Origin of the sequence: Curtobacterium luteum (assembly GCF_014646995.1) — a bacterium.
Lineage (GTDB): Bacteria > Actinomycetota > Actinomycetes > Actinomycetales > Microbacteriaceae > Curtobacterium > Curtobacterium luteum.
In genome coordinates this window covers 14281-40938 of sequence record NZ_BMOI01000013.1, presented here as the reverse complement: position 1 = coordinate 40938, position 26658 = coordinate 14281, and the positions used below count along the sequence as shown (strand labels likewise).

General features: G+C 66.1%; 26 protein-coding genes. 18 read left to right on the top strand and 8 right to left on the bottom strand.

From position 1 onward, the window contains the following. The first annotated feature begins 91 nt into the window (after positions 1-91). The 7 genes from IEY20_RS13770 (at position 92) to IEY20_RS13740 (ending at position 8454) form a co-directional block, all read left to right on the top strand. Positions 92-871 carry an alpha/beta fold hydrolase gene (locus tag IEY20_RS13770; protein WP_175328944.1) on the top strand — a complete coding sequence of 260 codons (780 nt, stop codon included), beginning with the start codon at positions 92-94 and terminating at the stop codon, positions 869-871. A 111-nt stretch (positions 872-982) separates the two neighbouring features. Continuing rightward, positions 983-2182: a type II toxin-antitoxin system death-on-curing family toxin gene (locus IEY20_RS13765; protein WP_175328943.1), complete on the top strand. Its 1200-nt coding sequence runs from the start codon at positions 983-985 to the stop codon at positions 2180-2182. A 345-nt stretch (positions 2183-2527) separates the two neighbouring features. Further along, positions 2528-3109: a hypothetical protein gene (locus tag IEY20_RS13760; protein ID WP_175328942.1), complete on the top strand. Its 582-nt coding sequence runs from the start codon at positions 2528-2530 to the stop codon at positions 3107-3109. Positions 3110-3662: 553 nt separating this feature from the next. Next, positions 3663-4358, top strand: a complete 696-nt coding sequence (locus tag IEY20_RS13755) for a hypothetical protein (protein WP_175328941.1) — start codon at positions 3663-3665, stop codon at positions 4356-4358. 784 nt (positions 4359-5142) lie between these two features. Next, positions 5143-6840, top strand: coding sequence for an IS21 family transposase (gene istA, locus IEY20_RS13750; protein ID WP_175328940.1), 1698 nt, complete (start codon positions 5143-5145; stop codon positions 6838-6840). Next, positions 6837-7643 (top strand): IS21-like element helper ATPase IstB, encoded by an 807-nt coding sequence (gene istB, locus IEY20_RS13745; protein ID WP_175328939.1) that lies wholly within the window; start codon positions 6837-6839, stop codon positions 7641-7643. The genes istA and istB overlap by 4 nt, the downstream gene beginning before the upstream one ends. Positions 7644-7698: 55 nt before the next feature. Beyond that, positions 7699-8454, top strand: coding sequence for a metallophosphoesterase family protein (locus IEY20_RS13740; protein ID WP_175328938.1), 756 nt, complete (start codon positions 7699-7701; stop codon positions 8452-8454). Between the two features lie 37 nt (positions 8455-8491). Here the strand turns inward: IEY20_RS13740 and IEY20_RS13735 are convergent, their stop codons facing one another. Next, the gene (locus IEY20_RS13735) at positions 8492-9703 is read right to left on the bottom strand and encodes a hypothetical protein (RefSeq protein ID WP_175328937.1); all 1212 of its coding nucleotides are present in this window, start codon (positions 9701-9703) and stop codon (positions 8492-8494) included. A gap of 767 nt (positions 9704-10470) precedes the next feature. Between IEY20_RS13735 and IEY20_RS13730 the strand changes: the two genes are divergently transcribed. Next, complete coding sequence (locus tag IEY20_RS13730) at positions 10471-10797, top strand: DUF5677 domain-containing protein (RefSeq protein ID WP_175328936.1); 327 nt, start codon at positions 10471-10473, stop codon at positions 10795-10797. Beyond that, positions 10749-11222, top strand: a complete 474-nt coding sequence (locus IEY20_RS13725) for a hypothetical protein (protein ID WP_175328935.1) — start codon at positions 10749-10751, stop codon at positions 11220-11222. Before IEY20_RS13730 ends, IEY20_RS13725 begins: the two co-directional genes overlap by 49 nt. Before the next feature lie 126 nt (positions 11223-11348). Here IEY20_RS13725 and IEY20_RS17315 read toward each other — a convergent pair whose 3' ends face one another. Continuing rightward, on the bottom strand, positions 11349-11474 hold the full coding sequence (locus IEY20_RS17315; protein ID WP_268239165.1) for a hypothetical protein: 126 nt from the start codon (positions 11472-11474) through the stop codon (positions 11349-11351). 212 nt (positions 11475-11686) lie between these two features. On the opposite strand from IEY20_RS17315, the gene IEY20_RS13720 reads away from it, so the two are divergent. The 3 genes from IEY20_RS13720 (at position 11687) to IEY20_RS13710 (ending at position 13977) form a co-directional block, all read left to right on the top strand. After that, entirely contained in the window at positions 11687-12124 is a 438-nt protein-coding gene (locus IEY20_RS13720) for a helix-turn-helix domain-containing protein (protein ID WP_175328934.1), read from the top strand. 701 nt (positions 12125-12825) lie between these two features. Continuing rightward, positions 12826-13605 (top strand): hypothetical protein, encoded by a 780-nt coding sequence (locus IEY20_RS13715; RefSeq protein ID WP_175328933.1) that lies wholly within the window; start codon positions 12826-12828, stop codon positions 13603-13605. A gap of 72 nt (positions 13606-13677) precedes the next feature. Beyond that, complete coding sequence (locus IEY20_RS13710) at positions 13678-13977, top strand: hypothetical protein (protein WP_175328932.1); 300 nt, start codon at positions 13678-13680, stop codon at positions 13975-13977. Here IEY20_RS13710 and IEY20_RS13705 read toward each other — a convergent pair. Next, the gene (locus IEY20_RS13705; protein WP_175328931.1) at positions 13974-14429 is read right to left on the bottom strand and encodes a hypothetical protein; all 456 of its coding nucleotides are present in this window, start codon (positions 14427-14429) and stop codon (positions 13974-13976) included. The two genes, IEY20_RS13710 and IEY20_RS13705, sit on opposite strands and share 4 nt — an antisense overlap. Positions 14430-14555: 126 nt before the next feature. On the opposite strand from IEY20_RS13705, the gene IEY20_RS13700 reads away from it, so the two are divergent. Next, positions 14556-14942 carry a helix-turn-helix transcriptional regulator gene (locus IEY20_RS13700; RefSeq protein ID WP_175328930.1) on the top strand — a complete coding sequence of 129 codons (387 nt, stop codon included), beginning with the start codon at positions 14556-14558 and terminating at the stop codon, positions 14940-14942. Here the strand turns inward: IEY20_RS13700 and IEY20_RS13695 are convergent. Then, positions 14918-15343, bottom strand: a complete 426-nt coding sequence (locus IEY20_RS13695; RefSeq protein WP_175328929.1) for a hypothetical protein — start codon at positions 15341-15343, stop codon at positions 14918-14920. The genes IEY20_RS13700 and IEY20_RS13695 overlap by 25 nt on opposite strands. A gap of 220 nt (positions 15344-15563) precedes the next feature. On the opposite strand from IEY20_RS13695, the gene IEY20_RS17495 reads away from it, so the two are divergent. Further along, the gene (locus IEY20_RS17495; RefSeq protein ID WP_506256340.1) at positions 15564-16013 is read left to right on the top strand and encodes a DUF723 domain-containing protein; all 450 of its coding nucleotides are present in this window, start codon (positions 15564-15566) and stop codon (positions 16011-16013) included. Between the two features lie 60 nt (positions 16014-16073). On the opposite strand, the gene IEY20_RS13690 is transcribed toward IEY20_RS17495, so the two are convergent. From IEY20_RS13690 to IEY20_RS13675, 4 genes are all read right to left on the bottom strand, one after another. Then, the gene (locus IEY20_RS13690) at positions 16074-16526 is read right to left on the bottom strand and encodes an ASCH domain-containing protein (protein ID WP_175328928.1); all 453 of its coding nucleotides are present in this window, start codon (positions 16524-16526) and stop codon (positions 16074-16076) included. Then, positions 16523-18598 carry a GNAT family N-acetyltransferase gene (locus IEY20_RS13685; RefSeq protein WP_188889234.1) on the bottom strand — a complete coding sequence of 692 codons (2076 nt, stop codon included), beginning with the start codon at positions 18596-18598 and terminating at the stop codon, positions 16523-16525. The genes IEY20_RS13690 and IEY20_RS13685 overlap by 4 nt, the downstream gene beginning before the upstream one ends. Before the next feature lie 84 nt (positions 18599-18682). Further along, positions 18683-19357, bottom strand: coding sequence for a DUF4145 domain-containing protein (locus IEY20_RS13680; protein ID WP_229728063.1), 675 nt, complete (start codon positions 19355-19357; stop codon positions 18683-18685). A 732-nt stretch (positions 19358-20089) separates the two neighbouring features. Further along, on the bottom strand, positions 20090-21115 hold the full coding sequence (locus IEY20_RS13675) for a LacI family DNA-binding transcriptional regulator (RefSeq protein ID WP_175328925.1): 1026 nt from the start codon (positions 21113-21115) through the stop codon (positions 20090-20092). 215 nt (positions 21116-21330) lie between these two features. On the opposite strand from IEY20_RS13675, the gene IEY20_RS13670 reads away from it, so the two are divergent. The 4 genes from IEY20_RS13670 to IEY20_RS13655 are packed head-to-tail and all read left to right on the top strand — an operon-like array spanning position 21331 to position 26605. Beyond that, the gene (locus IEY20_RS13670; protein WP_175328924.1) at positions 21331-23361 is read left to right on the top strand and encodes a beta-galactosidase; all 2031 of its coding nucleotides are present in this window, start codon (positions 21331-21333) and stop codon (positions 23359-23361) included. Further along, positions 23358-24272, top strand: coding sequence for a carbohydrate ABC transporter permease (locus IEY20_RS13665; RefSeq protein WP_022902984.1), 915 nt, complete (start codon positions 23358-23360; stop codon positions 24270-24272). Before IEY20_RS13670 ends, IEY20_RS13665 begins: the two co-directional genes overlap by 4 nt. Further along, a complete protein-coding gene (locus IEY20_RS13660; protein ID WP_229728059.1) occupies positions 24269-25219 on the top strand; it encodes a carbohydrate ABC transporter permease in 951 nt (316 codons plus the stop codon). The genes IEY20_RS13665 and IEY20_RS13660 overlap by 4 nt, the downstream gene beginning before the upstream one ends. A gap of 48 nt (positions 25220-25267) precedes the next feature. Beyond that, entirely contained in the window at positions 25268-26605 is a 1338-nt protein-coding gene (locus IEY20_RS13655) for an ABC transporter substrate-binding protein (RefSeq protein ID WP_175328923.1), read from the top strand. Positions 26606-26658: the final 53 nt, after the last annotated feature.

Genomic DNA, 26658 nt, shown 5'->3' with positions numbered 1-26658 from the left:
GGCGTTGATCCTTGTTCATCCCCATGCTCCGCGCTTAGGAGTATCCGTTAGCCGATCGGCTATCGGGACGTGCTGCTTATAGCGTTGCTGGGTGATCGCGCGAGTCCTTGGTTCTGGTCGTCCGCTCGTCGCCCTCCACGGCTTCGGAGTGGACCACCGCATCATGCTGCCGCTGGCGGACGCGGTGCAGGACCTGCCCTGGCGGCTGGTGTTCCTCGACCTGCCGTGGGCCGAAGCCGCCGCGGTGACCGCAACCGCGACGAGCGCGGTCGACGTGGCCGCCGAGGTCCTCGCCGACATCGACGACCACCTCGGCGACGAGCCCTTCGCCGTCATCGGAAACTCCTTCGGCGGCATGATCGCCCGACACATCGCCCACGAACGCCGAGACCACGTCCTCGGCATCGCGACCCTGGCGAGTGTCGTCCATGCGGCGCACGCAGACCGCGCCGTCCCCGAACGCACCGTGCTCGACACCGAACCGTCCGTCCTCGAAGCCGCCGGCGACGCGCGAGCAGCATTCGAGGAGGTCAGCGTCATCCAGGACGCCGCCACGTACGCAGCGTTCGAGCGGTACGTGCTGCCCGGTCTCCGTGGCGCCCACCCTGCGGTGATGAACCGCATCGCCGCCGACTACGCACTCGATGCCCTGCCGGAGGAGCGCCACCCGGAACCGTTCACCGCTCCGGCGCTGCACCTGTTCGGTCGGCAGGACGACGTCGTCGGCTACGAGGACGGGCTCGCGCTCCGGGACCACTACCCGCGAGGGAGCTTCGTCATCCTCGACGGTGCTGGACACAACGTGCACCTCGAACAACCCGGGATCACCGCCGCCCTGATCCGCGACTGGCTCGCACGCATCGACTGGTAGTCGATCCCCCTTCAGACGCTTGCTCCGACCTGACGGGCTCGACGTCGGCGAAGGTACCAGTAGGTCGCGAAGGGTCATTGTCGGTGGCTTCTGCGATACTGACGAGAACTCATGGCCAAGCGAACGACGACTCCGGCGGAACTTGCTGCACGTCTCCACACTGATGTTGACGACGTGCTGCTCATGCTGTGGGATGCCGACCTCAACTATCCCCGCGGCCCCCATTCCATCATCAGAGCACAAGACGTTGCCGTCGCGGAGCGTTGCTGCGGACTTGCCGCAGCCCGTGAGCGTCTCCTCGTTGCGTTTTGGGAACGCCACTTCGACTTCGACCGCGCCCAGTTCCAGGACTATGCGAGCACCCTCGGCATCCATATCGGCCCCGACGCGCGACGGCTTCCGAAGGGAGCACTCGCCAAACTTGACCGCGCCACCACGACAAAGTCCCCGGCTCTCTCTTCACGTGATGGAGCGGTCGCCAAAGCGCAGACGCCGTTTGTCTGGCAGGAACGAGGCAACCGACGTGACGCTCTAACATACTTGAGCGCTGATGACATCTTCGAGATACACATGTCGATTGCTGATGACTTTGCCGACAGTCCGGACCCTATCAGCCCGGCAGGCGTCCGAGACCAGGCGTTGCTCGAAAGCGCAGCTGCTCGGCCCGAGGCCGGCCTCGGGGACATCCGCAAGTACCCAACAGTGCAGATGGCCGCAGCGGCGCTGATGCACTCAGTTGTCCACAATCATGCGTTTTTCAACGGCAACAAGCGTACCGGCCTTGTCTCGATGCTTTCATTCCTTGACGCCAACGGGTTCGTCCTCACTACCAACGAGGAAGAGCTGTTTCGATGGACGATCCGTGTCGCCAAGCACGGCCTGAACCACGAGAACTATGCCGGTGACCTTGCCGACATCGAGGTGCAGGCAATGACTGGATGGTTGGTGGAGCACTCGCGCCTTATCGATCACACGAACCGCATCATCACCGCTGGCCAGCTCCAGAAGCGCCTCACGCTGATGGGGTGCGAGGTACAGCAGAGCGGCACCAAGATCCGGATCACCCGAAGTGTGTCAACCAGTTACGCCAGATGGCGCAAGGTGAAAGCTCGCACCCTGGGCTACAGCATCCCCTACGGCGGTGAAGGGCGCCAGGTCTCGAGAGCCAACCTGCGAGAGCTCCGCCGTAACCTGCAGTTGACAGAGGAACATGGGTACGACTCGGCTGCGTTCTTCGGGACCGATAAGACACCGACTGACGATTTCATCAGCCGGTACCGGAAGACGCTTAACCGGCTCGCGAAGGTCTAGGCGTCCTCTACGACGGCCTCCGCCTGCAGGCGCTGCTCACTGCTGACACGGGTGTTGTGAACGAGTTCGGCCGTGCCGCGACCCGAATGCGGCGTGGCTGGTCGGAGCAGTACAAGCTGCCCCGTTACTGGGATATCCCCGTCGCCAGCAGCTGGTAGGGAAGCTGCAGCAGGGAAGGGTGGCGCCCGCGGCACGGGAAGGTGGACCGCGGACACCACTCGAGCCGTCCCATGCTCATCAGGTGACACAATCGGGCTCTACTCCGCTAATCAGCCAAAGCACGCCGTCCAGCGCGTCTCGATGAACGATCCTCCAGTGGAGCGGGAGAGGTGGGACACTCGCCGAATGACCGATGCCGCATCCGAGGACCTCACTCCAGGAAGCGATCAGAACTGGGAGGTCCTGCATACCGGCCTCGCCGCTGACCATCTCATCGCATTGGGCCACGTTGCCTACTGGTCTGCCCGCATCGACAGCACCCTTCCCTTGCTCGCTGCCGCTCTCATCCGCACGTCGAGCAGATCGTTCACCACGAAAGAAGCGCAGGTGCAAGGTATGACCTTCACCGCGATTTTCGACAAAACGATGGCGCTGATCGGCGAGCTCGCCGTCGACGACAAAGTGCGCCGCATGTTCGAGGAGGATGCGGATGCCATCTTCGCGGCCATGCAGGACCGCAACCACCTGCTGCACGCCTACTGGCTACGAGGCCCCCGAGAGCCAGCGATCGCGCAGCGCACGAGGAAGAACGGGACGACCCGGACTGAATTCTCCGCAGCCGACGTTGAACAGATCGCGGTCAGGCTCGCCGCGCTGAGTGATCGTCTTTGGCTGACCTACGCTATTGCGGAGGGGATCCTGCACCCCCCTCGAGATCAGCGACGACAGCACCTGAAGGAGCGGCATGGGCAACCCAGCATGGGGTAACGGCTTCCACAAAGGAGTCGGAAAAGGACGCATCGAAGGTGTGCTCATCGGCGTTGCGATCAGCGTCGCGTCCGCCGGGATCACCGCCGGCGGTCGATGGTTGGCGAAGCGGCGGGGCTCGGAGCCCCAAGACCCAGCGACCGATCATCGACCGTCAACGGACCCAGCAGACGACTCCACGGACGGCGACGTGCGTTGAGCTCGAGCCGCTTCCGCCGCTGAAGCACCGAGGCGTGGTTTCACACGGAGCCGCATCCAACGAGTTGCGCGGGGAGGAGGAGGGAAACGGACGTCGCACCAACGGTCTCCTCAGAGAGCGGCCGCGTCAGTTTGCGGCCACTCCGCTCGAACCGCTGGCGCTCGGCGGTCATCGACAGCTCGGACACCCCATGGGCTGAGGCGTCCACCGTTCGCATCTTGAAGGGACTGCACGAACGAGACACCTGACGCGGCATCCGACGGCGGCGAGCTTGAGCGGCGCCGCGCGCGCCGGACGGACAGTGTCGAGGACATCGCCGCGGCGAGTTTGCAAGCGCTTGCCAGCACGATCCCGGTGCTGGGTCCGTTCCTCGCCGCCGGTGTGCAAGTCGCCGCGGGATCTGCGCAGATGCGTCGCCTCCGCCGCGATGTCGGCGATGTACGCGCAGATCTCGACGCGGCAATCAGGGATGGCCGAATCCAGAACCCTGATGAGACCGTGCAGTCCGAGAGTTTCCTCGCCGACCTGCAGTTCGTGCTGCAACGCAGCTCCGAGACGAAAAACGCGCAACGCCGAGCACGACTGCGGCGGGCGCTGGTTGCCGGAGCCGCTGCCGAAACCGTCAACAGCGAAACCGAGCTCCGGGTTCTCGATCGGCTGAATGAGACACACGTGAAGCTGCTCCGAGTACTTCACGACGACACGACGAAACGGAACCCGCGAGGTCAGGTCGCGTTGTCGACCGCGGCGGCGGCCTTCTCCGGCAAGCGGTACGCGCACGCGTACGAACCGCAAGTTCGCGCGTTGACAGCAGAGCTGTCAGCGCTCGGCCTGGTGTTTGTGGACCAGCAACCGGAGCTGGACAGCGACGAAATGGGCGACGACGGCAGCATCGCCAACCGCGAGGTCACCATCTACGAGTGGTACAAGCTCACTCGCCTCGCTGAACGAGTGATCCGGTACATCGCGGACGAGGACGTCCCGCCCGAATCGGGCGATGGTGCGATGGCAGGGGACCGTCCGTCGGCTGGTTCGCCTGACCGACCGTGAACTGCGCGGTGCCCAACGATCAGCACCCGAATACACTAGCCAAGCGGCGGGCACGCCAGTCTCGATAGCCGATCGGCTATCGGGACGCTGTGCTCGTAGTGTGCGGGGATGCAGTGGCAGCAGGCGCTTCTCGATCAGCTCGGTGTCGCGAGCCCGGCTGTAGATGCGGTGCGGCCGTACGGTTCCGTGCTCACACCCTCGGAACTCGATCGGTGGAGGAGCCTTGACGCAGAGGTCGATCTCTCGACGGACGTCGAGGGCCGAATGCTCCTCGGAGCTGAACTATGGGCATGGCAAAGCAGTCTCGACGACGACGTACAGCGGGTTCGCGCCGTGCTGCGGGACGGTCGCCGCTGCGACCTTGGCGGTGCGTGGTGCGATGCTCACGCTTCCGCAGCCGCCTATCGACAACGCCGTGCGGTTCGACCTGACCCTCGCGGCGACACGCTTTGGCCGGGGCGCGAACGCCATCGGGCTGCACCTCACTCTCGGTGGGTGAGTTTGGTCGTGCACGTCGTGGGAATCCTCGTCGTGCTGGCCGAGATCTACCTCATTCTCGGACACTAAAGCAAGGGGGGCTCCTGCCATCGGCAGGAGCCCCCCGCGTCCGTTGAGACGCCTGTTGCTACGCCGCGCTGTCTCTGTCACTCTCGTTCAGGACCGTTATGACGGCTTGATTCAGGACCACCTGGTTCGTTCGCGGTGTGTTGTGTCGGTCTGATTCAGGACCACCCGGACCGTTGCCTCGTGCGCTCATCGTGGGCGCAGGAGGCGTGGTGGTCGGATGGGAAGCCGCATGCAGCTGTTTGCGCAGATCCGGAGAGACGCCCGGGTCGAGGGGTTGGGTATCCGAGCTCTCGCGCGGAAGTATCGGGTGGGTCGGGACACGGTGCGAGAAGCGCTGCAGTCACCCCAACCAGCACCCCGGAAAGTGCCGGTGCGGACCTCACCGAAGCTTGGGCCGTGGAAGCCGCACATCGACGCGATGTTGCGGCAGGACCTCGATGCTCCGCGGAAGCAGCACCAGACCGCGACACGGATCTGGAACCGTCTCATCGACGAGCACGGCGCGGACGTGTCCTACGCGGTCGTCCGGGACTACGTGCGGCGGCGCCGTCCGGAGATTGAGACCGAGGCAGGCAAGCGAACCGTCGCGGCGTTCGTGCCGCAGCAGCACGCGCCGGGTATGGAGGCCGAGGTCGACTTCGGTGAGGTCTGGGTGATCCTTGCCGGGGTGAAGACGAAATGTCACCTGTTCGTGTTCCGGCTTTCCGCGTCCGGGAAGGCGGTGCACCGGGTCTATCCCACGCAGGCGCAGGAAGCGTTCCTGGAGGGTCACATCGCCGCGTTCGAGACGATCAGCGGGGTCCCGGCGCTACAGATCAAGTACGACAACCTCACCCCGGCCGTCGTCCGAGTGATCCACGGGACGCGGGACCGGGTGGAGAACGACCGGTGGGTGCTGTTCCGCTCCCACTACGGCTTCGACGCGTTCTACTGCGAGCCCGGAATCGACGGCGCCCACGAGAAGGGCGGCGTCGAGGGAGAGGTCGGCCGGTTCCGCCGCACCTGGCTGTCACCGGTGCCCATCGTCGACAGTCTCGACCAGCTCAACACGATGATCGCCGAGTGGGATGCCCGCGACGACGCCAGGCGCATCACCGGTCGCCGCTCGAGCGTTGGGGAGGACTTCGCGCTCGAGCAGCCGCTGCTGCAGCCGTTGCCGGCGGAACGGTTTGATCCCGGCCTGGTGCTGCATCCCCGTGTCGACCGGTCCGCGCTGATCACGGTTCGGCAGGCGAAGTACTCCGTCCCCGCACGACTGATCGGCCGGCAAGTCCGCGTCTCACTGCGCGCATCGGAGGTGGTCGTATTCGATGGCCGCGCCCAGGTCGCTCGGCATCCCCGGGTCGTTGAACGGTTTGGGGAATCGATAGTCCTGGATCATTACCTCGAGGTGTTGCAGCACAAGCCCGGCGCGCTGCCCGGCTCAACCGCCCTCGCCGCGGCTCGGACGGCTGGGACGTTCACGGCGGCACACGAGGCGTTCTGGCAGGAGTCCCGGAAGGTCAACGGTGACAGCCGCGGCACTCGAGAGCTGATCGATGTGCTCTTGCTGCACCGCGGCATGCGCGTTGCAGATGTGATCGCGGCGATCCGGGCCGCGCTGACGGTTGGCGCGGTCACGGCCGATGTCGTCGCCGTCGAAGCGCGCCTGCACGCATCCGGCACTGTCCTGGGTGGGTCCAGTTCGAACCGTCACCCCGCTCAACACGATGTTGACGACGGCAAGCGGATTGTCAGTCTCACCCAATGTCGGCTCACCGACCCGGCCGCGGTGATCGCGGGCCTGCCCGCGGATGCGCGACCGTTGCCGTCCGTCGCGGCTTACGACGAGCTGCTGCGACGTCGCATCAAGAACACCCCGCCCACCACTACCGGCAGCGATGTCGTCGGCCCGTTGGAAGGAAACACCGCATGAGTCCCACGACCACCTCGATCACCACGACCCTGCGTCGACGGCAGACCCTCACCGAGGAAGCCGCCGCTGCTGCGATCGATCAAGCCTGCCGCCGGCTGCGCCTGCCCACGGTCCGGGCGGTCATGGACGAAGCCGTCACCGCGGCAAACCGGGAGCAGATGTCCTACCAAGGCTTCCTCGCCGAACTCCTATTGGCGGAGTGTGATGACCGTGACCGCCGCTCCACGATCCGCCGCGTCAACGGGGCCGGGTTCCCGCGTCAGAAGTGGCTCGGGGACTTCGACTTCGACGCCAACCCCAACGTCTCCGCCGCCACGATCCACACGCTCGCGCAGGGCGACTGGATCCGCCGCGGCGACCCCCTCTGTCTCATCGGGGACTCCGGAACCGGCAAGAGCCATCTGCTGATCGGGCTCGGCACCGCGGCGGCGGAGCAGGGCTATCGGGTGAAGTTCACGCTCGCGACGAAACTCGTCAACGAACTCGTCGAGGCCGCCGACGAGAAGCAGCTCGCCCGCACCATCGCCCGCTACGGCCGCGTTGACCTGCTCCTGATCGACGAGCTCGGCTACATGGAACTCGACCGGAGAGGCGCGGAACTACTGTTCCAGGTCCTCACCGAGCGGGAGGAGAAAGCCTCCGTCGCGATCGCGTCCAACGAGTCCTTCTCCGGGTGGACGAAGACCTTCACCGACCCCCGCCTCTGCGCCGCGATCGTTGACCGACTCACGTTCAACGGCACCATCCTCGAAACCGGCACCACCAGCTACAGGCTCGGCCACACCCGCAACGCGATGCCGTGAGCACCAAAAGCACGCGTTGCATGCGATCCGGTCGCCGCAGTGACAGGGTTGCGGCATGGTCGACACCGTCGCTGTTCTCTCGGATATCCACGGAATGCTCCCCGCCCTCGAGGCTGTCCTCGCTGAACCAGTGATCGATCACGCCGATTTGATCGTTGTGACGGGAGACCACACCTGGGGCCCGCAGCCAGCGGAAGTCCTCGACCGTCTTGCGCAACTCGGCGACCGCGTGTTGTTGGTCCGCGGGAACGCGGATCGGGAGCTCCTGCACATGTCACACGGCATCGATGTCGGCCTCGCCGATGACCCCGTGTCCGTCTGGGGCGCCAAACAACTCACCCCCGCGCACCAATCGCTGCTCGAAACGATGCCCGAGCACGCGGTCGTCGAAGTCGACGGCTTCGGACCCGTCTTCTTCTCCCACGCAACCCCGCGAGACGACGAGGAGGTAGTCCTGGTCGATAGCCGGCTCGAGCGATGGGCAGAAGTCCACCAATACCTCCCAACCGAGATCGCGACCGTGGTCTGCGGGCACACCCACATGCCCTTCGCCCGACTCGCGAACCAGCGCCTCGTCATCAACCCCGGTAGCGTCGGGCTCCCCTACGGACGCAAAGGCGCGCACTGGGCGATCCTGAGCAATGGAGCCGTCACCCTCGGCCGGACACTCATCGACACCGAACTCCTCATCCAGCAAGTCCAGGGGTCCTCCCAGATGCCTGGCTGCGGTGAGTGGTTGACGCAGAACGTTCAGCATCCGGCAAGCGACATCGACGCCGTCGCAAGCTTCGGGCCGCGCGACGGCCGCTGACACCTGGTCCCGAATCGGACCGACAGGTGGTCCTCAATCAGATTGACAAAGCCACCGCGCGTCGCGGCTCGATCCGCCACTCGCGCGTCGGCAACCCGTCGACGAACTGCCACTCCTGGCGGCAGATGTCGCACCCGAACCAGTGGTCGTGTTCACGGAAGCCTGACGTGTTCTCGTGTTCCTCGATGATCGTGTCGCGGCCGCAGGGGCATCGATACGTGTACCGCTCGGTGTCACCCGACCCAGCACCCCACCCGTCGTGATCGTCGCGGCTGCTGGAGATCAGTTCGGTACGGATACCCGTGGAGTCCGGAGAGGTTCGAGCCCAGTCGACGATCGCCTCCCGAGCTGCGTCGAGGAATGCCTCGTCCGCGTTGAGGGCGCGCAGGATGCCGATGAGGTGCTCCGGCTGCTGAGCAACGCCGTGATCACCGTCGCGGAAGCCGGCAGCGTAGTCGTCGGCCAGACGTGCCCGGGAACCCATGTCGCCGGGGCCGGCTTGTGCGACGAGCCACTTATGGAACGGGCTCGTTCGGGGTGCTGCGTTCTCGTCGACGCCATCCCATCGGCCCGGCGCCGTTCGCGAGTCACGCCACTCAGTCAGAGCGCCCTGCAGGAAGGTGTAGCCCGGGGGACGGTGGTGGTGCGCGCGGATGCTGTCGCGCTGCCCACCGGAGCTTCGCCGCATCCGCCGTGCGTAGTTGACTTGGTCTGAGGGGAGCCCGAAGTTTGCGTTCGGGTCGTCGGTGTCCGTGGTGTGCCCGCGGACGGGGATCCCGACTGCTGCCGCTGCCCAGATCGTTGTTCCGTTGGAGACGTATGAGAAGTCCGGCAAGTACTCGCCGAGGAACTCTTCCACCGTGTGCTTGAGGCCGTAGCTGCCAGCGTCGCTGTTCGGTGCGTCCGTTGCGCTGAACGCCCGGAGTACCTCCGCAGCGAGCACGACACTCAGATAGTCATGCTCGCTCGACAGCTCGAGCGGAGACTGATCAGCTGACCGGAGACCGTTCCGCCCCAGATGGGTGATCCGCTCATCCGCCCCGGCCGCATCTGTCGAGAGCGCCGGATGCGCGGTCAACACGCGGATGATGTCTCGGGTACAGATCCGTTCACCCAGGATGCCCTGCGCGAGCGGATGTTCTACCGCTCGGAGAGCCTGCGTGTACTTCATCCCAGAGAACTTCTGGAGGGCACGAGCGTCGCGTTCGATCTCGCGAGGACGTGCGGGGATGTTGTTCGTGTCGGACACTTCAATCGCCTTCTGCGCCGATACTCGCGCCCCACGTCCGCAGAGCCAGCGTCACAGGAGAGAGATCTCGACAAAAAGGGCACTGCTACTGGAACCCGTACCACGGTTGTCCATCGAGGCCGGAAGCACGTGGGGCTTCAGGCACGGAGACGAGCGGTCCAGACCGCTGCGATGTGAGCATACTACACCAAATCCGCGGTGCGGGCGTCCGAACGTGGACGTGAGATGCTTCGGCCGGCTACGCCGAGGCGGCGCTTATTCTCTGAATGTGGACTCCTCGACAGTGTTGCCTATCGTGACCGTCGCTGTCTCCGCGGCGTTGTCGTACGTCTTCGCGCGTCTTGGAGCTAGTGGCGAGGGCAAGCAGGAACACGCGCGTTGGCTTCGCGAGCAGCGGTTCGACGCATACAAAACGTTCCTGGCGACGGCTGACAAGTGGGCGACCCGGGCTAAGGGGCCCGAGGTTGATGCTGAGTGGGAACCTGGGCAAGATTTCTATGACGAGATGACGGCCGCGGAAAGCGCGGTGGAACTGCTTGGGCCTGATGACGTAGTCGCCGCTATGGATCCGATCCGGTCGGCTGTGCTGCGGCTGCAGCAGGTCCGCGATGCCGGAGCGCCGAGCGCGTCCGAGGACTACTGGAGACAGCAGCGCGCGTTCGTCGGAGCAGCGCAACCGCACCTCCAGCCCGCAAGCGGCTTGGGTAGTTCCGAAGAGAAACTGGATATCAATACGGGCGAGCAGCTGGATCTCGTAGGATTTAAGCATGGCACCTCAAGGACCGGTGATTGCCTACCGTGCGGAGCTGCGCGACCTCATCGCGTTGTGGGATGCCGACCGCGACGTCCGAAGTTTCCAGGTGAGGGCCGATTCTCACCACTCCGTACCGATCATCATTCGAGGGCTGGTTGCGCACGCTGTGGACTGCGCTCGAGCCGTTCTCGCCCTGTATGAGAGCTCGCTGCCACTCCCGGCGGCGCCGGTGATCCGTGTCCTCATCGAGGATGCGGTTACGGCTGGCTGGGTTCTCGTGACTCCCGACGGATGGCGGTCCTCCTCGCGGGCGGGGCTGATCAACGGCGGAAAGCGCTGAATGCACTGCTGCAGGACGACCCCACAAATGAGCAGTCTCTCGCCCGGCTCGCCGAGCTCACCGCCATGATTGACGATCTCGGCAGAAGCCCGCAGTACGAGATCATCGAGCAGCGCATCGCGTCGCTCGACGGGATGGGGCAGCTTTATCAGCTCTACCGATTCGTGACGTGGCTGTCGCACGCCGGGACGGAAGTCGCAGAACGGTACACAGGTCCGGCGGATACAGCAGTGGGTGTCGCGTTCCGTCCATCCGCGTCCCACCCAACGGCGTCAGTTCTCCTCGAGGTCGCGACGAATTCGCTTCTCCAAGCTCTCATCGCTTGGGACTGCGCTCTCGTCGATCGAGCTCACGAGGACGAGTTGAACGAGATTGCCGACAGGCTCGGTGTCCGGTCGTCCTGGTCCCAAGGGGAAGCGACCTAACTGCCGGACGGCCATCTGGAAAGGGGGAGGGGTGCCGATCCCACCCGAGGGAGCGTCGGTGAACAGAGCACTGGCGAGATCCCGATAACAGGATCCCGCCAGTGAGTCACCGCATAACGGCGCTTGCTACTTGCTCTTCTTGTGCGAGGTCTGCGTCGTGTTCGGGTGCGACTTCGCGTACTTCGACGTCACGAACTTGCCCGTGATCGAGCTTCGCGACGATCCGCTGCTGCTCTTGCCGGCCTTGGCCATGACTCCGCGCTCCTTCCCGCCGTGAGAAGGCGGACCTTCCACCGTCATCGACGCCTCAAGTCTGGCGTACGCCACCACATGTAGTAGTTAGACACGCCGTCAGCCACTACATCTAGTAAATGAGAGAGTGCCTCGCAGGGGGAAAAGATGTCCCGTCCGCTATCAACTGCTGGACGACGTCGCAGCAAGGCGGCTCATGGCAGCATCGGAGCATGACCGAGCAGGACCAGCAGCACTCCCCGCCGCAGGTCGCTGACTCGCTGACCGTCGACGCGGCCACCGTTGCGAAGCGGCTGAGCCTCAGCCCAGCCACGATCAACAACTGGGCGAAAGCTGGCACGATGCCGGCCTACCGGGTCGGGCGCTCGTGGATCGTGTTCCAAGCAGAATTTGACGCTTGGCTCGAGAGCACGAGCACGGGCGCCGAGCACAACGACAGCGAGTCGCTGCCGACACTCCAACAGATGACCGCGGATCTGCCGCCGTTCCTGCGCCTTGCCGATGTCGCTCAGGTGCTCTGCGTGAGCACGGCCACGGTCACCACGCTCGTCACCAGTCGACAGCTCGGCAGCGTCGACGTGCGCTCCGTGCGCCGCGTGCCAGCCGAGGCGCTGCGGGCCTATCTCGCCGGCGCACGCAACAGCGCATAGCGATCCCCTGTCGAGACGGTCCGCCACGGCACCCGGGTAGATCGTCACGACGCCAAGGCAGCGCACACGGACCCGCGCTCACCCGAGCCCCTCGCCGTCATTGCAGATGCGCTCAGCACAGCGCGCCGACTCGGTGTCTCCACTCCCCGGCTCGTGAGGGCCGTGGACGAAGTCGGTCCGGTCCATCGCAGCCATCTCCACTGAGCGCTGGCGGTAGGTCGCCGCGCCGCGCCGCGCCGCGCCGCGCTACGGAAGGCGAAGCGCGGCGGTGGAGGATCGCCGTCCGGGCACGTTCGGGACTGGCGCGTCTTGCCTTCGAGATGGCGGATCGCGTTCAGCCCGATACGCGCTGCGCTGGTACCAGGAGCCATCTCCCCCCCCCCCCGTGGGAACCAGGAGTGTACGCAGAACCAAACCCTGAGGGCCCATCGCTCGAGCGCCCGTAGCCCGCACGGCGACGGACTCGCGCTGTCTCGCGAACTCACCGGGCACGGACTGCGTGTGGTCGTGGTGCTGACCTCCGCGTGATCCGGCGCCGCAGACGAGGACGGCCCGTTTAACCACGCGGTTGTAACGAGTGTCACCGCTCTCACCGTCATGGCGCCTCGTAATGTTGGGCCATACTCAGATGCAGTAGCTGAACAGGACGCGGGGACGTGGCGAGAGACATCAGGCCAGTAGGGTCCTTCGGTTCCTACAACGTGCACGCCGCCTTCGAGCCGGCAGCATCCAAAGGCGTGATGATCGCGGACCTCGCGCGTCTTCGCTTCATCACCCCAGCCGGTCTCGTAACAATCGCTGCTTACGCGCACCGAGCGCGCGCCGCAGGGCGTGAGGTGCGGGTCCTGCGACCTGCCAGCGATGACGTCGCGAACTACGTGTCCCGGGCTCGGCTCGGCAAGGAACTCGATGACATGGGTGCGGCGCACAACCTGCCCTCGGTGCGCGAGCACGACGTCGGGCAGAGTCTCCTCGCCGTCACACCGTTTGAGAACGCGAGCGGAGCAGCCGAGCTGGCGACGCGTGTATGGGAGGTTGTGCATGAGCAGGACTCCGACGCCGCAGCGATCATGCACATGAGCATCAGCGCGATGGGTGAGAACGTCATCGAGCATTCACGTTGGCCACGCGGGTACGCCGCCGCCCAGAAGACCTACGGCGGGTCGGTGTTCCGCTTCGCGGTTGCCGATGCTGGTCGAGGGTTCAGCCGCGCCCTCCGGCGGTACAAGCCCGCTGATGACGCGCACGCACTCGAGCTCGCACTCGAGCCCGGAGTCAGCGGCCTCGATGAGGAGAGTCGTGGGTATGGACTGTCGGAACTCAGAGATAGTGTCAAGGCGATCGGAGGTACACTCCGCCTACGGTCCGGCCGGGGGCAGCTTGTGGTGTCACCGTCGGAAGCAACGCAGACGCTGTTCGCGTCACCGCTGCCCGTCTCCGTCCTCGAAGGAGAACTGCGTGTGAAGAACCACCGGAGATGAACCGTACATGCCGCAAATACTGTGGAAGACTCAGCGCAATAGACGCGTTAGACCTGGTGAGGTGAAGGGATCATGACGCTGAACATCACACTACCCCGCCTGGTCGGCACGCGGGAGGCGGCCGAGGACCTCGTGAACCGCACGGATGGTACGCCCGAGGACGGTCGTGTCGAGGTGAACGGGCGAGCACTAGCAACTTCCACCATCTCGTTTGCTGACGAGCTCGTCAAGAAGCTGATTGAGCGCGGAGCGAAAGAGATCTTGATCGTCTCAGCGCCCGAACGATTTCGGCGTCAGATGACCGATGCCGGCAAGCGTCACCGAGAAGTGGCCGTAACCATCAAGCGCTCCGGAGTGCTCGAACGCCTTTAACGCGCGGACTTCCGGCTGTGTGCAATCTTCTGCATCAGTTCCCCAAAGGCTTTGATCTCATCGGCGGCGATGGTGTCTTCGTCGTGCACGGCGAATAGCTCTGCTGTGTCGATGTATGCCTGCGTCGTATCTGCGAGTTCGCCGCCGCCAATCAGCGAGCAGGTGATGAGGAGCGTGCTTCCGCGACGCGCAAGTTCCTTGTCGCGGTCGCCATCGTTTGCCGGACCGTCAGTTTGACCGTATCGAAGAACAACTTCTCGGTACTTCCGCAACGCTGTTGCGGCATCGGAAGTTTCGGTATAGCTCCGCAAGCTTCGCCTAGCCCGCTTTTCACGTGAGCCGACGATCAAGGTAGTTGACAGGGCTGTGATGGTTCCAGAAGTCAGGATCGTCGCAACGTAGGGCCAGGCGTCGTCTACCGCCTTTGCAATGAGTTCCCAGCCCTGCGCCACTATTGCAGGATACCCGGGCGGTCGAGCAAAGCGCGTCTACTTTGAGTGATGCTGTTGACTGTGGCGGAGCGACGAACAGCCTTCCCCTGACTGTAAGGGGACAGTCTGTGTAGGCAGAGGCCGCGGGTGCTCTTCATCACCGTCCTGACTGTCAACCTCGGCGAGTTGGCGCTCCGCTGCTGCTTGGCCTCCTACGCTGGGGGTATGGCACGGACAGCGCGGCTGACGCCGGCGGAGCTGGCGCCGGCACCCTGGCCGGACGTGCCATCGGTGGACCCGTCAGGTGAGATTGCCCGTCTGTTCGTGCTGCGCTTGCGTGAGGAGATCGGCGGTCGCTCGCTTCGGGCTGTCGGCGACCAGACCGGAGTTCACAACGCCACGCTTGTCAAGATCCTGCACGGCAATGCCTGGCCGGACCTCGCCACCATCTCCCGGCTTGAGGTTGGCCTGAACGCCGAGCTGTACTCTTCGACGAGCGTCCGTGGGACTCATTCGTCCTCGTCCGGCTCGTAAAGCTCCGGTGGTAGAGGAGAGCGCACGCCTCCAAAACTGATGTAGTCAGCACCAGTAAGGCGTGCGACGTGCTCCAGCGGCGCTGGGCTGCTGCCGCCCCGGTAACGGTCGGGGAAGCGTCGACCATCCTCCAACCGAGCCTCGAGTAGGAGCAAGGCGAGATCAATGATCGGTGACTGGTGATCGCCATTCGTTTGGATGACGCGCTCACCGGTCCGGAGGTCGCCGACGACGCTGATCTCTTCGTCCTCGTGGGTGATCACGATGTCGGCACGGTGCCCGAAGTCAACGAACTCGACCTCGACGTGTGCAGGAATGACAACTTGAGCGAGCCAGGTCAAGTTCGCTGGCTGCCCTCCGACCGCGGTGACCCGGATCACCGCCGGAGCTCGTTTCCCCATGCTGATTACTGTAATCACCTGTGGCTGATCCCGCCCGCCGCCGCGCCGACTCCCGCTCCGGCCGGAGCTCCAGCGATGCTCTCCGCTGCAGCAGGCGCGGGCCCGCCGGCGTCTGCTTCGCATCCCGGGCGTGAAGAAAGGGTCCAGTCACGCCGCCCTTGAGGGGTTGAAGTCCCTGTGCGAAAGTCGGCACATTTGGGATTCCATAGAAGGAGAGACCATGGGATCCCAAGAGTCCAGCCGAGCGACGCGAGCGTCGGCCTTCGTCACGGCTGCCAAGCTCCTGCACGGCGAGAAGTACGGATACGACCGAGCACGCACTGAGTACGTCAACGGGAAGGAGAGCGTTCCCATCTTCTGCCGCCATCACGCTCGGGTGTTCTGGCAGCTGCCGCATGATCACCTCAAGGGACAGGGGTGCCCTGGTTGTGGCGGTCGTCGAGGTGCGAGCATCGAAGCGAGACGTTCCAAGTTCCTCGCGACGGCGCGACGCGTGCACGCGGGCCGTTACCGGTACGACGTGGAGTCCTTCGTCGCTGCGAAGCTGCCGGTCCGCATCGAGTGCCCGGTGCACGGTTGGTTTCGCCAGCGCGCCACGAATCACCTGCAGGGCCAGGGCTGCTCGGATTGCCGTCTACCCAACATGCGCGGTTCCCGTCGCCGGCGCTGACCGAGACCACGCGTCAACAGCTCTGCAAGGGTTGGTGTAGGTGGACGCTGGCGGCGCGCATCAGCTGGACAGAGTCAGCATCGCGGAGTTCGGTTCGGGCTGATGAGCGGCGAGGACGCGACGGTGGTGATCGTGGAGGTAGCGGAAGCTCTGCGGCGGCTCGATGCCGACGACCTCTCGGAGCGCGATGAGCGAGACCGGTACCTGCCATGTCGTTGGCTCGCTCACCTGAAGGATGGCTGCCTCATCGCAGTCGCTCAAGTATTCCTCGAGCGATGGTCGGGAGATCTGAATGCGGTCTCGGTAGCGCAGCCACACATCAGCAGACGCCGGTCGGTCGATGGCGTCCAGGTGAAGAGTGCCAAGCACGGCGCGCTCTGGTGAGCTGCTGTACACGTAGATCATCGTTCCAGGCGGCTGGTCCGGGAAGCGTCGCCGCACTTCTGCGGTCTTCGTGCCGGCCAGGAGGCCTGCGGCGTAAACGGGTCGAACGGAGAGCAGGATGGCGCTCAAGTGCTGTTCCTCCTCTCACGCACGATCAGGTCGTCGAACACTGCGGACGGCACGCGGCGAAACGACTGTATCGGCTGCTTCACGTCATGCTTGGCGAACAGATCCTGTAGGTCGTGGCCGCCGACTGGCGTCGCCAACACTTCAGTGTCCTCGAACCGTACGACAGTCACTTGGCCGGACTTGTCGGCAGCGCTCAGCACGTGGTCCCGTCCGAGGACACCGATCTGCCGGTTCGCCCGGTAAGCATCGCGTGGGCGCGTCCGTTCGCAGCCGAGGCTTCGGGAGTACGCGACGACGGCTCGGACCTGTTCTGTCTGATCGGCGGTCGCGTACCAGATGATCCGTGCTCCTCGAGGAGGGAGGGCTTTGCCGCTCCCGCTGTAGTAGACGTGTTCGCGGGAGAGCCCGAGAGCTCGCGGACGATCGAGTTCGACGAGAGTTTCTCGGGGCGCGCCGAACAGTGGGTACATGAACCTGGGCTGGATAGGTATGACGTACGTCGGAGCATTCGTGTGGATGAGCGTGAGGGGCCAGAAGCGTCGCTCCAAGTCACGGAGGTGCCCGGTGTGGTGCACCGGCAGGTCGGGGTGCTCGTGCATGAACTGCTGGTGAGTCATCGTCCTGTTGATCAGCGACGCTCGGAACCCGTCCTCGTCGCGGAAGCCGTCGGCGAGCAGCGCGTGCCGCATCATGACGGTTACGTTGCTGTCATCGATCATTACCTCACCGAGGTTGTTTTGACGCGCAATGTGGCGGGTGTGCCGAGCGAGCTGCAGCGCGACCGTGTTTGACGCGGCTCCTCTGGCCACCCGGATGATCGGAACTCGCAGCGCGTCAGCGTCCCGAGGCTCGGCGAGCAGAGCCCATAGTTCGTTCTTCGGACCGGTCAGGACACGAGTGCCCCGCGGGTTTTGAGAGATGGCCGCGCGGATGGCTCGAGTCAGATCCTTGCCACGTTCGGCGTGAGCGTGACTGATGAACGCGTCGACGAGTTCGCTCTCGCTGGAAGAAGAAGCGGCAGTCCAACGGAGGTCGACTGCCTCGATGAGCCGTGACTGGAAGACCGGTTGCTCGAGGCGTTGGTCGAGTGCGCGGACGACTTCGTGGGGTCGGAGGATCTCGAGCGTTGAACCGGTCGGTAGTGCGGCCGGCCCGTGGTGCAGAAGCCGGGTGTCATTGGTGACGAAGTAGGCCACGTCTGCGGTGAGAGCATCCGCGATGTGCCGGAAGTCCTCGCGGAGGGACGGGTCCGCGTCAAGGACTGTTGCATCGATGTTGCGGAGCAGCTCGGGCAGAACATCCGACCCCTGATGTCGTTGGGAGCGAAGCCGTGTGATGTGCGCGATCGCCTGCCGTTGGCGAGTTCGCTCCAGCTCACCATCGATGCGGTCGAGTTCGACGTCGACCTGAGGGGACAGAACTGGGGTGACTTCCACTTGGAACCAGTCAGCGAGCAGACCGAGAGATGCTTCTCTCTCAGGCCGGAAGAGATCTGGTGATCCGAACAGATCCGTCACGATGTTCGTGTCGTAAGCAACCAGCGGACGGCCGGCGCCGAGTGCCGCGTCTTCGAGGAGATCAAGATCCCCAAGTTGCATCCACCATTGTGTCAGGACGGATCCGTTGAGGGCGCGGCCCGGGCGTTCACCGCGCGGAGACAGCCCGACGGACGACCAGAACCTGTCAAGACCGTAGTCGCGACGGCAGTACGCAACGACCGCAGTGGCCTCGGGATGCGCCTCGATGGCTGCATCGATCAGGAGCTTGCCGATGCCGCTGCCTCGTGTCGCTACGCAGACGTGGACCAGCTTGATGTAGCCGCGGCGCGGCACGTCGTACAGGCAGTAACCGACTAGAACACCGTCGTCTTCAGCGACGATCAGCGTGCCGCGACGTATTCGATCCATGAACGCGGAGTCCGTGAGGAAGCCAAGCGTGCCGCGATGCGCCTTCGCTAGGTTGAGCACGGATGTCCATTCCCGCGGCTGCTCCTCACTAGAGACGTGCCGGATCGAGATGCGAGTATCCCCCATGATGTTGCCATCGTGCTCTAGTTCGCCGGTGGTGCACACTCGCCGCGCCGCGCTGCTGAGCCGACGAAACCGCCATGAAGCTGTATCCGCCCTGCCATTGCTGGCGCCGCTCCTGAATGCGACTCAGCGTCCGGGTCGGTAGCGACGCGCCTTGTTGATCGAACGGGCCTTCCGCATCAGGTCAGTGTCCGTCGTGTCGTACAAGTATCGAAGGGCGAGCGCGATGAAATCGACACCGTTCAGAACGTCCGCGACGTCAAGGTCACCATCATGGGAGCCACCATTGCCAATCCATTTGGCCGCTTCCAGGGCTTCCGCCGCAGCGGGGGACATCGCCTGAAATCGTGTGATTCGTTCGTGCAACGTCAAAGACCGTCGGCTGCGCTTCGGAGGAGTTCCCTTCGGCGGCCGCAATGCGTACCGCGGCACACCCCGTTCTGTGAGGAGCTGGTCCACTGCCTGACGAAGACGATTCGCAGCGCCGCTGGGACTTGACCACACGATACTCGCCGCCTCGACGAGCAACTCGTTGACGGTATCGGGAACGGCCGGCGGAGGAGAAAACATTGGAAGCGTCGGAGCGACATAGCGCACCTTGAACATGTCAATGAACTGAGGCCCATCCTCCGGGTAGACGTCGTTCACGCTGTATGCCCAGTCACCCGCGATTGCGTACTCCTGCTGACACTCGACGCGGTCGCATCGCAACCGGCCAGTGAACTGTCCGCTGAGCTCGTCGGCCGGCCCTCCACGCGCCTGGTAGGCGGCGACGTCCTCACGAGATTCGCGGTCAGGCATGGTCACCTTCGAATTCGGCACCCATCCCGCGGAGCCCTCATGACAGCAGACGCACGGCACACGCGGCCAGTGCTTCTCGTCGAGCCAACCGATCCACCGCGTAGCCCAAGAAGCCATGGCATCAACCTAACGGCTGCTCACATCTCCCCACAGCTTGGGAGCCTCAACAGTAATGAGGGCTGCGGTCATGCCGCGCACCGTTGCACCCGCGCAGTCCGATGACAGTCCTGCCGAACGCGTAAACCCGCTCATCGTTGGTGAGCCAGCGCAAAGCGGGTACAACGATCCTGGCCGGACCGGCCCAGAGCACCGTCACCAGGGCTCCGGACGCGCCCACACATAGATTCCGAGGTGTATCGCGACGCCCAGTCACTCCGAACGGGAGACGAAACCGCGCGGAGACGCGGAAAGGATTGCGCGGAAACGAAAACAGGATTGGCCGTCGCCGCTTGTCACCAGAGGCCGTATAACCACTGTGATCTGGGCTTTCTTCGAAGAGCCCACCAGGCGAACGAGAGGCCCCCGGAGTGTTCCGGGGGCCTCTCGCGTTCCGCCCGCGCCTTCGACACGTCGGCCGCGGCGCAGCCCCTCACCCGGCCTGGAGGCACGGCTCGGCCCCTCACCCGGCCTGGAGGCACGGCTCGGCCCCTCACCCGGCCTGGAGGCACGGCTCGGCCCCGCGGCGTCGGTCGCGTCTGCCGCGGCGCACCGTCGGCCCGACCGGGCCGCGCGTCAGGCGCTCGCCCGCCACACCACCTCGGTCGGCAGGACGAGCCCGTGCGGACCCTCGTCGTCGGCGCCGGCGATCTGGGCGAGGACCTGCCGGGCCGCCTGTTCCCCGAGGGTCTTCGCCGGCTGCCGGACGGTCGACAGCGGCGGGTCGCACCGGAGCGCCCAAGCGCTGTCGTCGAACCCGACGACCCCGATGTCCCGCGGCACCGAGCGGCCGGCCCGGTGGAGCACGTCCATCGCTCCGGCGGCGACGGCGTCGGAGGCGGCGAACACCCCGTCGACGTCGGGTGCCCGGTCGAGCAGCTCGCGCATCCCCTCGACCCCGGCGGTGTAGCTGAACAGGGGGTTCCCCGCGACGAGCGCGGGGTCGAAGCGGTCGCCGAGCGCCTCGGTGAAGCCGGCGAGGCGGTCCTGGCCGGAGTCACGGTCGAGCCCGGAGGCGAGCATCCCGATCCGCTGCCGACCGGTCTCGACGAGACGACTCGTGATGGCGAAGGCCGCTGCGCGGTTGTCGATGCCGATCCACGACGTGTTCGCGGCGTCCGTCGGGTGGCCGACGAAGCACGCCGGGAGCCCCATCTCCTCGATCGCCCGGGTCACCGCGTCGCCGTCCCGGGCGGACAGCACGATGGCGCCGTCCACGAACCCGCCCCGGAGGTACTCGACGACGCGCTCGTCGTCGCGCGCCGAGTCGACCATGATCGTCACGAGCTGCTGGTCGGCCTCGGACAGCACGGCGTTCGTGCCGATGAGGATGTTGCCGATGTTGGGGTCGTCGAGCACCTGGACGGACGGCTCGTGCACGATGAGCGCGACCGCACCGGAGCGTCGCGTGACGAGGCTGCGGGCCGCGGCGCTCCGGACGTAGCCGACGCGGCGCACGGCTTCCTGCACGGCTTCGCGGGCCTTCGGGGAGACGTACGGTTCGTCGTTGAGCACCCGGGAGACCGTGCCGCGGGAGAGCCCCGCCTCGTCCGCGACGTCCTGGATCGTGGCGCGGGAGCGGGCGGTACGGACGTCGGACATGCGGCCACTGTAGCCGCCGGGCAGCGGCATCCCTCCACACCGGGCTTGACAACGGCCGCCGGACGGCGTTGACTCTGGGAGCGCTCCCAGACAGCTCCGGCCCCGCTCGGCTCGAGCAGACTGGGAGCGCTCCCAGAACACTGGGCTGCCTTCATCGTCGAAGGGTCTTCGGACGCAGACGGTGACCGCCGCCCGCGACGGACGAGGACATCGACGTGACCACCACCCTCCCGGCCCCCGCCAGCACGGCGCTCGGCCTCGGCTCGACCGGCCTGGCGTTCGGGTGCGACTACAACCCCGAGCAGTGGGACCCCGAGGTCTGGGTCGAGGACGTCCGGCTCATGCGCGAGGCCGGCGTGAACCTCGTCGCGATCAACGTCTTCGGCTGGTCGCACGTCGAGCCGCGCCAGGGCGAGTACGACTTCGCCGCGCTCGACCGCGTGGTCGAGCTGCTGCACGACGCCGGCATCGGGATCGACCTCGGGACCGGCACCGCCTCCACCCCGCCGTGGCTCACGACCGCACACCCCGAGGTGCTGCCCGTGGTCGCGGACGGCACCACCCGGTGGCCCGGCGGCCGCCAGGCGTTCTGCCCGAGCTCCCCGGTCTACCGCGAGCACGCCCTCGCGCTCGTCCGCGCCACCGCCGAGCGCTACGGGGACCACCCCGCGGTCAAGCTCTGGCACGTCTCGAACGAGCTCGGCTGCCACAACGCGCACTGCTACTGCGACGTCTCGGCCGAGGCGTTCCGCGGCTGGCTCCGGGCCCGCTACGGCACCGTCGAGGAGCTCAACGCCGCCTGGGGCACCGCGTTCTGGAGCCAGCGCTACTCCGCGTGGGAGCAGGTCCTCCCGCCCCGCGCCACGCTGTCGTCCACGAACCCCGGCCAGACGCTCGACTTCGACCGGTTCTCGTCCGACGAGCTGCTCGCCCACCACCGCGCCGAGGCGGCGGTCCTGCGCAGCCTGAGCGACAAGCCCGTGACGACGAACTTCATGGTCGCCGCGCACATCACCGCGATGGACTACTGGACGTGGACCGGCGACATGGACGTCATCGCCAACGACCACTACCTCGACCACCGCCTGCCCCGGCCGCACGTCGAGCTCGCCTTCGCCGCCGACACCACGCGGGGCCTCGCCGGCGGCGCTCCGTGGCTCCTCATGGAGCACTCGACCGGCGCCGTGAACTGGCAGCCGCACAACGTCGCGAAGGCACCGGGGGAGATGCTCCGGAACACCGCGGCGCACATCGCCCGCGGTGCCGACGGCGTCTGCTTCTTCCAGTGGCGCGCGTCCGTGCAGGGCAGCGAGAAGTTCCACTCCGCGCTCCTCCCGCACGCCGGCACGGCGTCCCGGACCTGGCGTGACGTCGTCGAGCTCGGCGCACTCGTCGAGCGCCTCGGTGAACTCCGCGGCTCCCGCGTCGCCGCGGACGTCGCGCTCGTCTTCAGCTGGGAGAACCAGTGGGCGGCCGACCTGGAGGCGCACCCCACCACCGCGCTCCGCTACCTCGAGCAGGTCCACGCGTTCCACGGCGCGCTGTGGGACCTCGGCGTCACGGTCGACGTCGTGGCGCCCGGCGCGCCGCTCGAAGGCTACGCCGTGGTGCTCGTCCCCGAGCTGTACCTCGTGCGTGACGAGCACGCCGCCGTCGTCGCGGACCACGTCGCCGCCGGTGGCCGGGCGGTCGTCACGTGCTTCAGCGGCATCGTCGACGAGCGCGACCGGGTGCGGACCGGCGGCTACCCCGGCGCCTTCCGCGACCTCCTCGGCGTCCGGGTCGACGAGTTCCTCCCGCTCGCCGCCGGTGGGGAGATCGCCCTGTCCGACGGGTCCGCGGGCACCGTCTGGAGCGAGCCCGTGGCCCTGCACGGTGCCACCAGCGTGCTCGACTACGCCGCCGGCCAGCTCGCGGGTCAGCCGGCCGTCACGCGGAACGACCACGGCGCCGGCGCCGCCTGGTACGTCTCCACGGTCCTCGCTGCCGACACCCTCCGCACCCTGCTCGGCGACGTCCTGGCCGAGGCCGGGGTCACGCCGGACGCTGCCGCACGGCCCGGGCTCGAGGTCGTCCGCCGCCGCGACGAGCAGCACGAATGGGTGTTCCTGCTCAACCACACGGACCAGCCCGTCCAGCACCACGAGGCGGGCCACGAGCTCGTCGCCGACCACGCCGTCGCCGGCACCACCACCATCGCCCCCGGTGGCACCCAGATCATCCGCACGGACAGGAAGCGTTCATGACCACCACAGCCCAGCGACCCCGGGTCGCACGACGTCGGCCCGGCGGGGGCTTCCGGTACCGCCGCGCGATCGCGGTCTTCATCGTGCCGTTCGCCGTGCTCTTCACCGCGTTCTACCTCGTGCCGATCCTCTACGCGGTGTGGGAGTCGCTGCAGAAGATCGAGCGTCAGGGCACGTTCGGCGCACCCACGCAGGTGTTCGGCGGGCTCAGCCAGTACGTGCTCGTGTTCCAGAACAGCGAGTTCTGGGGCTCCGTGCTCCGCGTGCTGCTGTTCGGCATCGTCCAGGTGCCGGTGATGCTGCTCCTCGCCCTGGTGTTCGCCCTGCTGCTCGACTCCCCGCTCCTGCGCGGCAAGCGCTTCTTCCGCCTGGCGTTCTTCGCGCCCTACGCCGTGCCCGGCGTCATCGCCGCGATCATGTGGGGCTACCTCTACGCGCCGAACCTCTCGCCGTTCTCGGCGGTCACGAGCCGGTTCGACCTGCTCGGTGGCGGCACGGTGCTGTGGGCCGTCGCGAACGTGGTCACGTGGGTCTACGTCGGCTACAACATGCTGATCATCTACTCGTCGCTCCTCGCGATCCCGACCGAGATCTACGAGGCGGCGAAGCTCGACGGCGCCTCGCAGCTGCGCATCGCCCTGTCGGTCAAGATCCCGATGGTGATCCCGGCGATCGTCCTGACCGCCGTGTTCTCGATCATCGGCACCCTGCAGCTCCTCACCGAGCCGACGGTCTTCCGCCAGTTCACGTCGACCATCTCGTCGACCTTCACGCCGAACATGCTCGTCTACTCGACGTCGTCGGTCCCGAACTTCAACCTCGCCGCGGCGTTCTCGGTGGTCCTCGCCGTCGCCACGTTCGTCCTGTCGATCGGGTTCCTCCGACTGACCCAGCGGAAGGAAGCCCAGTGACCGTCAACGCCCCCAGCCGACGCGACCTCGCGGGGGAGGCGGGCCGACCGCTCGAGCCGAACCGCGCCTCCCGGCCGCACCAGCGCGGAGCGCGGGGACCGCGCGAGAGCGTCATCTCCCGCTCCGCAGCCATGCTCGTCATGGGTGTCTTCACCGTCTACTTCCTGCTGCCGATCTTCTGGCTGCTGGTGTCGTCGACGAAGACCGCGACGAACTTCAACACGACGTTCGCCCTGTGGTTCAGCGCGTCCTCGCTGCAGGACGTCGTGACGAACCTCGGCCAGCTGTTCACCTACCAGGGCGGCATCTACCTGCGGTGGATGGCGAACAGCATCGCGTACGCGGCCGTCGCCGGCCTGATCGGCACCGTGCTGTCCGCGATGTGCGGGTACGCCCTCGCCAAGTACCGGTTCCGTGGTCGCGAGGCCCTCTTCAACCTGTTCCTCGGCGGTGTCCTCGTGCCCGCCACCGCGCTGGCCCTGCCGCTGTTCCTCATCTTCAGCCAGGCGGACCTGACCGACACGTTCTGGTCGGTGTTCCTGCCGAGCATCGTCAGCCCGTTCGGCGTGTACCTGTCCCGCCTGTTCGCGGCGTCGAGCGTGCCGGACGAGATCATCGAGGCCGCGCGTATCGACGGCTCGGGCGAGGTCCGCACGTTCTTCACCGTGGCCGTGCGGCTCATGTCGCCCGCGCTCGTGACCATCTTCCTGTTCCAGTTCGTCGCCATCTGGAACAACTTCTTCCTGCCGCTCGTGATGCTCCGCGACTCGTCCCTGTTCCCGGTCACGCTCGGCCTCTACACGTGGAACTCGAACGTGAGCCAGTACCCGGACCTCCGGACCCTCGTGCTCATCGGGTCGTTCCTCTCGATCATCCCGCTGCTCATCGCGTTCCTCTCCCTCCAGCGCTTCTGGCGGTCCGGCCTCGGTGCCGGCGGCCTGAAGTAGCCACCGACCCTCCTGACGCACCACCTCTCACTCCCGAACGGAAACAGCATGAAGACAACGAAGTTCCTCAGCGTCGCCGCCGTGGCGGTCGCCGCGACCGTGGCCCTCGCCGGCTGCAGCGCCGGCGGCAGCGGCTCCGGTGGCGGTTCCGACACCGCGGCTGCGAGCTGCAAGCCGTCGAGCGGCAAGGTCACGCTCGACTTCACCACCTGGGTCCCGAACATGGACAAGGTCGTGGCGATCTGGAACAAGGAGAACCCGGACATCCAGGTCAAGGTCTCCATCGTCGCCAGCGGCAACAGCGGCACCTACCAGAACTTCTTCAACCAGCTCAAGGCGAAGCAGGCCCCGGACATCGGGCAGGTCGAGTACGACTCGCTGCCGGCGTTCCGCGTGCAGGACGGCCTCGAGGACATCGGCGCGTGCGCCGGCGTCGCGGACGCGAAGAAGGACTTCTCCGAGGGTCTCTGGAACCAGGTGACGTTCGGCGACTCGAAGTCGGTCTACGCGATCCCGCAGGACTCCGGCCCGATGGCGCTCTACTACCGCAAGGACCTCTTCGAGAAGGCCGGTCTGTCCGTGCCGAAGACCTGGGACGAGTACGCCCAGGACGCCGTGAAGATCAAGGCACTCGGTGGCAACATCGCCAACTTCGCCAAGGGCGACGTCAACCAGTTCGCCGGGCTCGTCTCGCAGGCCGGCGGGCAGTGGTTCTCGAACTCCGGCTCCGACTGGACCGTCAACCTGACCGACGGCGCGTCGAAGAAGGTCGCGAACTACTGGCAGGACCTCATCGACAAGAAGCTCGTCAACACGCTGCCGAGCTTCTCCGACCAGTGGAACAGCGCCTACGACAAGGGGCAGGACTGGACCTGGGTCTCCGCCGTCTGGGGTGCGAACACCATCTCGAGCGGTGCGCCGTCGACCTCCGGCAAGTGGGCCGTCGCGCCGATGCCGCAGTGGACCTCGGGTGAGACGAAGTCCGCCGCCTGGGGTGGATCGTCCAACGTCGTCTTCAGCGGGAGCAAGCACCCGGCCGAGGCGTCGAAGTTCCTGGTGTGGCTGAACACGTCGAAGGAGGCGCTCGCCGCCCTCAACAAGCAGGCCAACCTCTACCCCGCGTCCACCACCGGCGCCGACCTCCCCGCACTGACCGAGGGCCTGCCGTTCTACGGCGACCAGAAGATCTACGAGGAGTTCGCCACCGCCGCGGAGAACATCCAGCCGTTCACCTGGGGTCCGACGATGACCCAGACGTACTCGGACATCTCGGACGGGTTCGGCCAGGCGGCGTCCGGACAGGGCACGCTCCTCGAGGCGCTCGAGTCGGGGCAGTCCAAGACGGTCGCGGCGCTGAAGGCGCAGTCGATCCCGGTCAAGGGCTGACGCGCTGACGCGCTGACGGACGGGAGGCACGGTGCCAGCTGGCACCGTGCCTC

Bases quoted from the DNA above. Each gene is read 5' to 3' on its own strand.
- IEY20_RS13765 (WP_175328943.1), top strand. From the start codon at position 983: ATGGCCAAGCGAACGACGACTCCGGCGGAACTTGCTGCACGTCTCCAC.
- IEY20_RS13760 (WP_175328942.1), top strand. From the start codon at position 2,528: ATGACCGATGCCGCATCCGAGGACCTCACTCCAGGAAGCGATCAGAAC.
- istA (WP_175328940.1), top strand. From the start codon at position 5,143: ATGGGAAGCCGCATGCAGCTGTTTGCGCAGATCCGGAGAGACGCCCGG.
- istB (WP_175328939.1), top strand. From the start codon at position 6,837: ATGAGTCCCACGACCACCTCGATCACCACGACCCTGCGTCGACGGCAG.
- IEY20_RS13740 (WP_175328938.1), top strand. From the start codon at position 7,699: ATGGTCGACACCGTCGCTGTTCTCTCGGATATCCACGGAATGCTCCCC.
- IEY20_RS13730 (WP_175328936.1), top strand. From the start codon at position 10,471: ATGGCACCTCAAGGACCGGTGATTGCCTACCGTGCGGAGCTGCGCGAC.
- IEY20_RS13725 (WP_175328935.1), top strand. From the start codon at position 10,749: ATGGCGGTCCTCCTCGCGGGCGGGGCTGATCAACGGCGGAAAGCGCTG.
- IEY20_RS17315 (WP_268239165.1), bottom strand. From the start codon at position 11,474: ATGGCCAAGGCCGGCAAGAGCAGCAGCGGATCGTCGCGAAGCTCGATC.
- IEY20_RS13720 (WP_175328934.1), top strand. From the start codon at position 11,687: ATGACCGAGCAGGACCAGCAGCACTCCCCGCCGCAGGTCGCTGACTCG.
- IEY20_RS13710 (WP_175328932.1), top strand. From the start codon at position 13,678: ATGACGCTGAACATCACACTACCCCGCCTGGTCGGCACGCGGGAGGCG.
- IEY20_RS13695 (WP_175328929.1), bottom strand. From the start codon at position 15,343: ATGGGGAAACGAGCTCCGGCGGTGATCCGGGTCACCGCGGTCGGAGGG.
- IEY20_RS17495 (WP_506256340.1), top strand. From the start codon at position 15,564: ATGGGATCCCAAGAGTCCAGCCGAGCGACGCGAGCGTCGGCCTTCGTC.
- IEY20_RS13680 (WP_229728063.1), bottom strand. From the start codon at position 19,357: ATGCCTGACCGCGAATCTCGTGAGGACGTCGCCGCCTACCAGGCGCGT.
- IEY20_RS13675 (WP_175328925.1), bottom strand. From the start codon at position 21,115: ATGTCCGACGTCCGTACCGCCCGCTCCCGCGCCACGATCCAGGACGTC.
- IEY20_RS13665 (WP_022902984.1), top strand. From the start codon at position 23,358: ATGACCACCACAGCCCAGCGACCCCGGGTCGCACGACGTCGGCCCGGC.
- IEY20_RS13655 (WP_175328923.1), top strand. From the start codon at position 25,268: ATGAAGACAACGAAGTTCCTCAGCGTCGCCGCCGTGGCGGTCGCCGCG.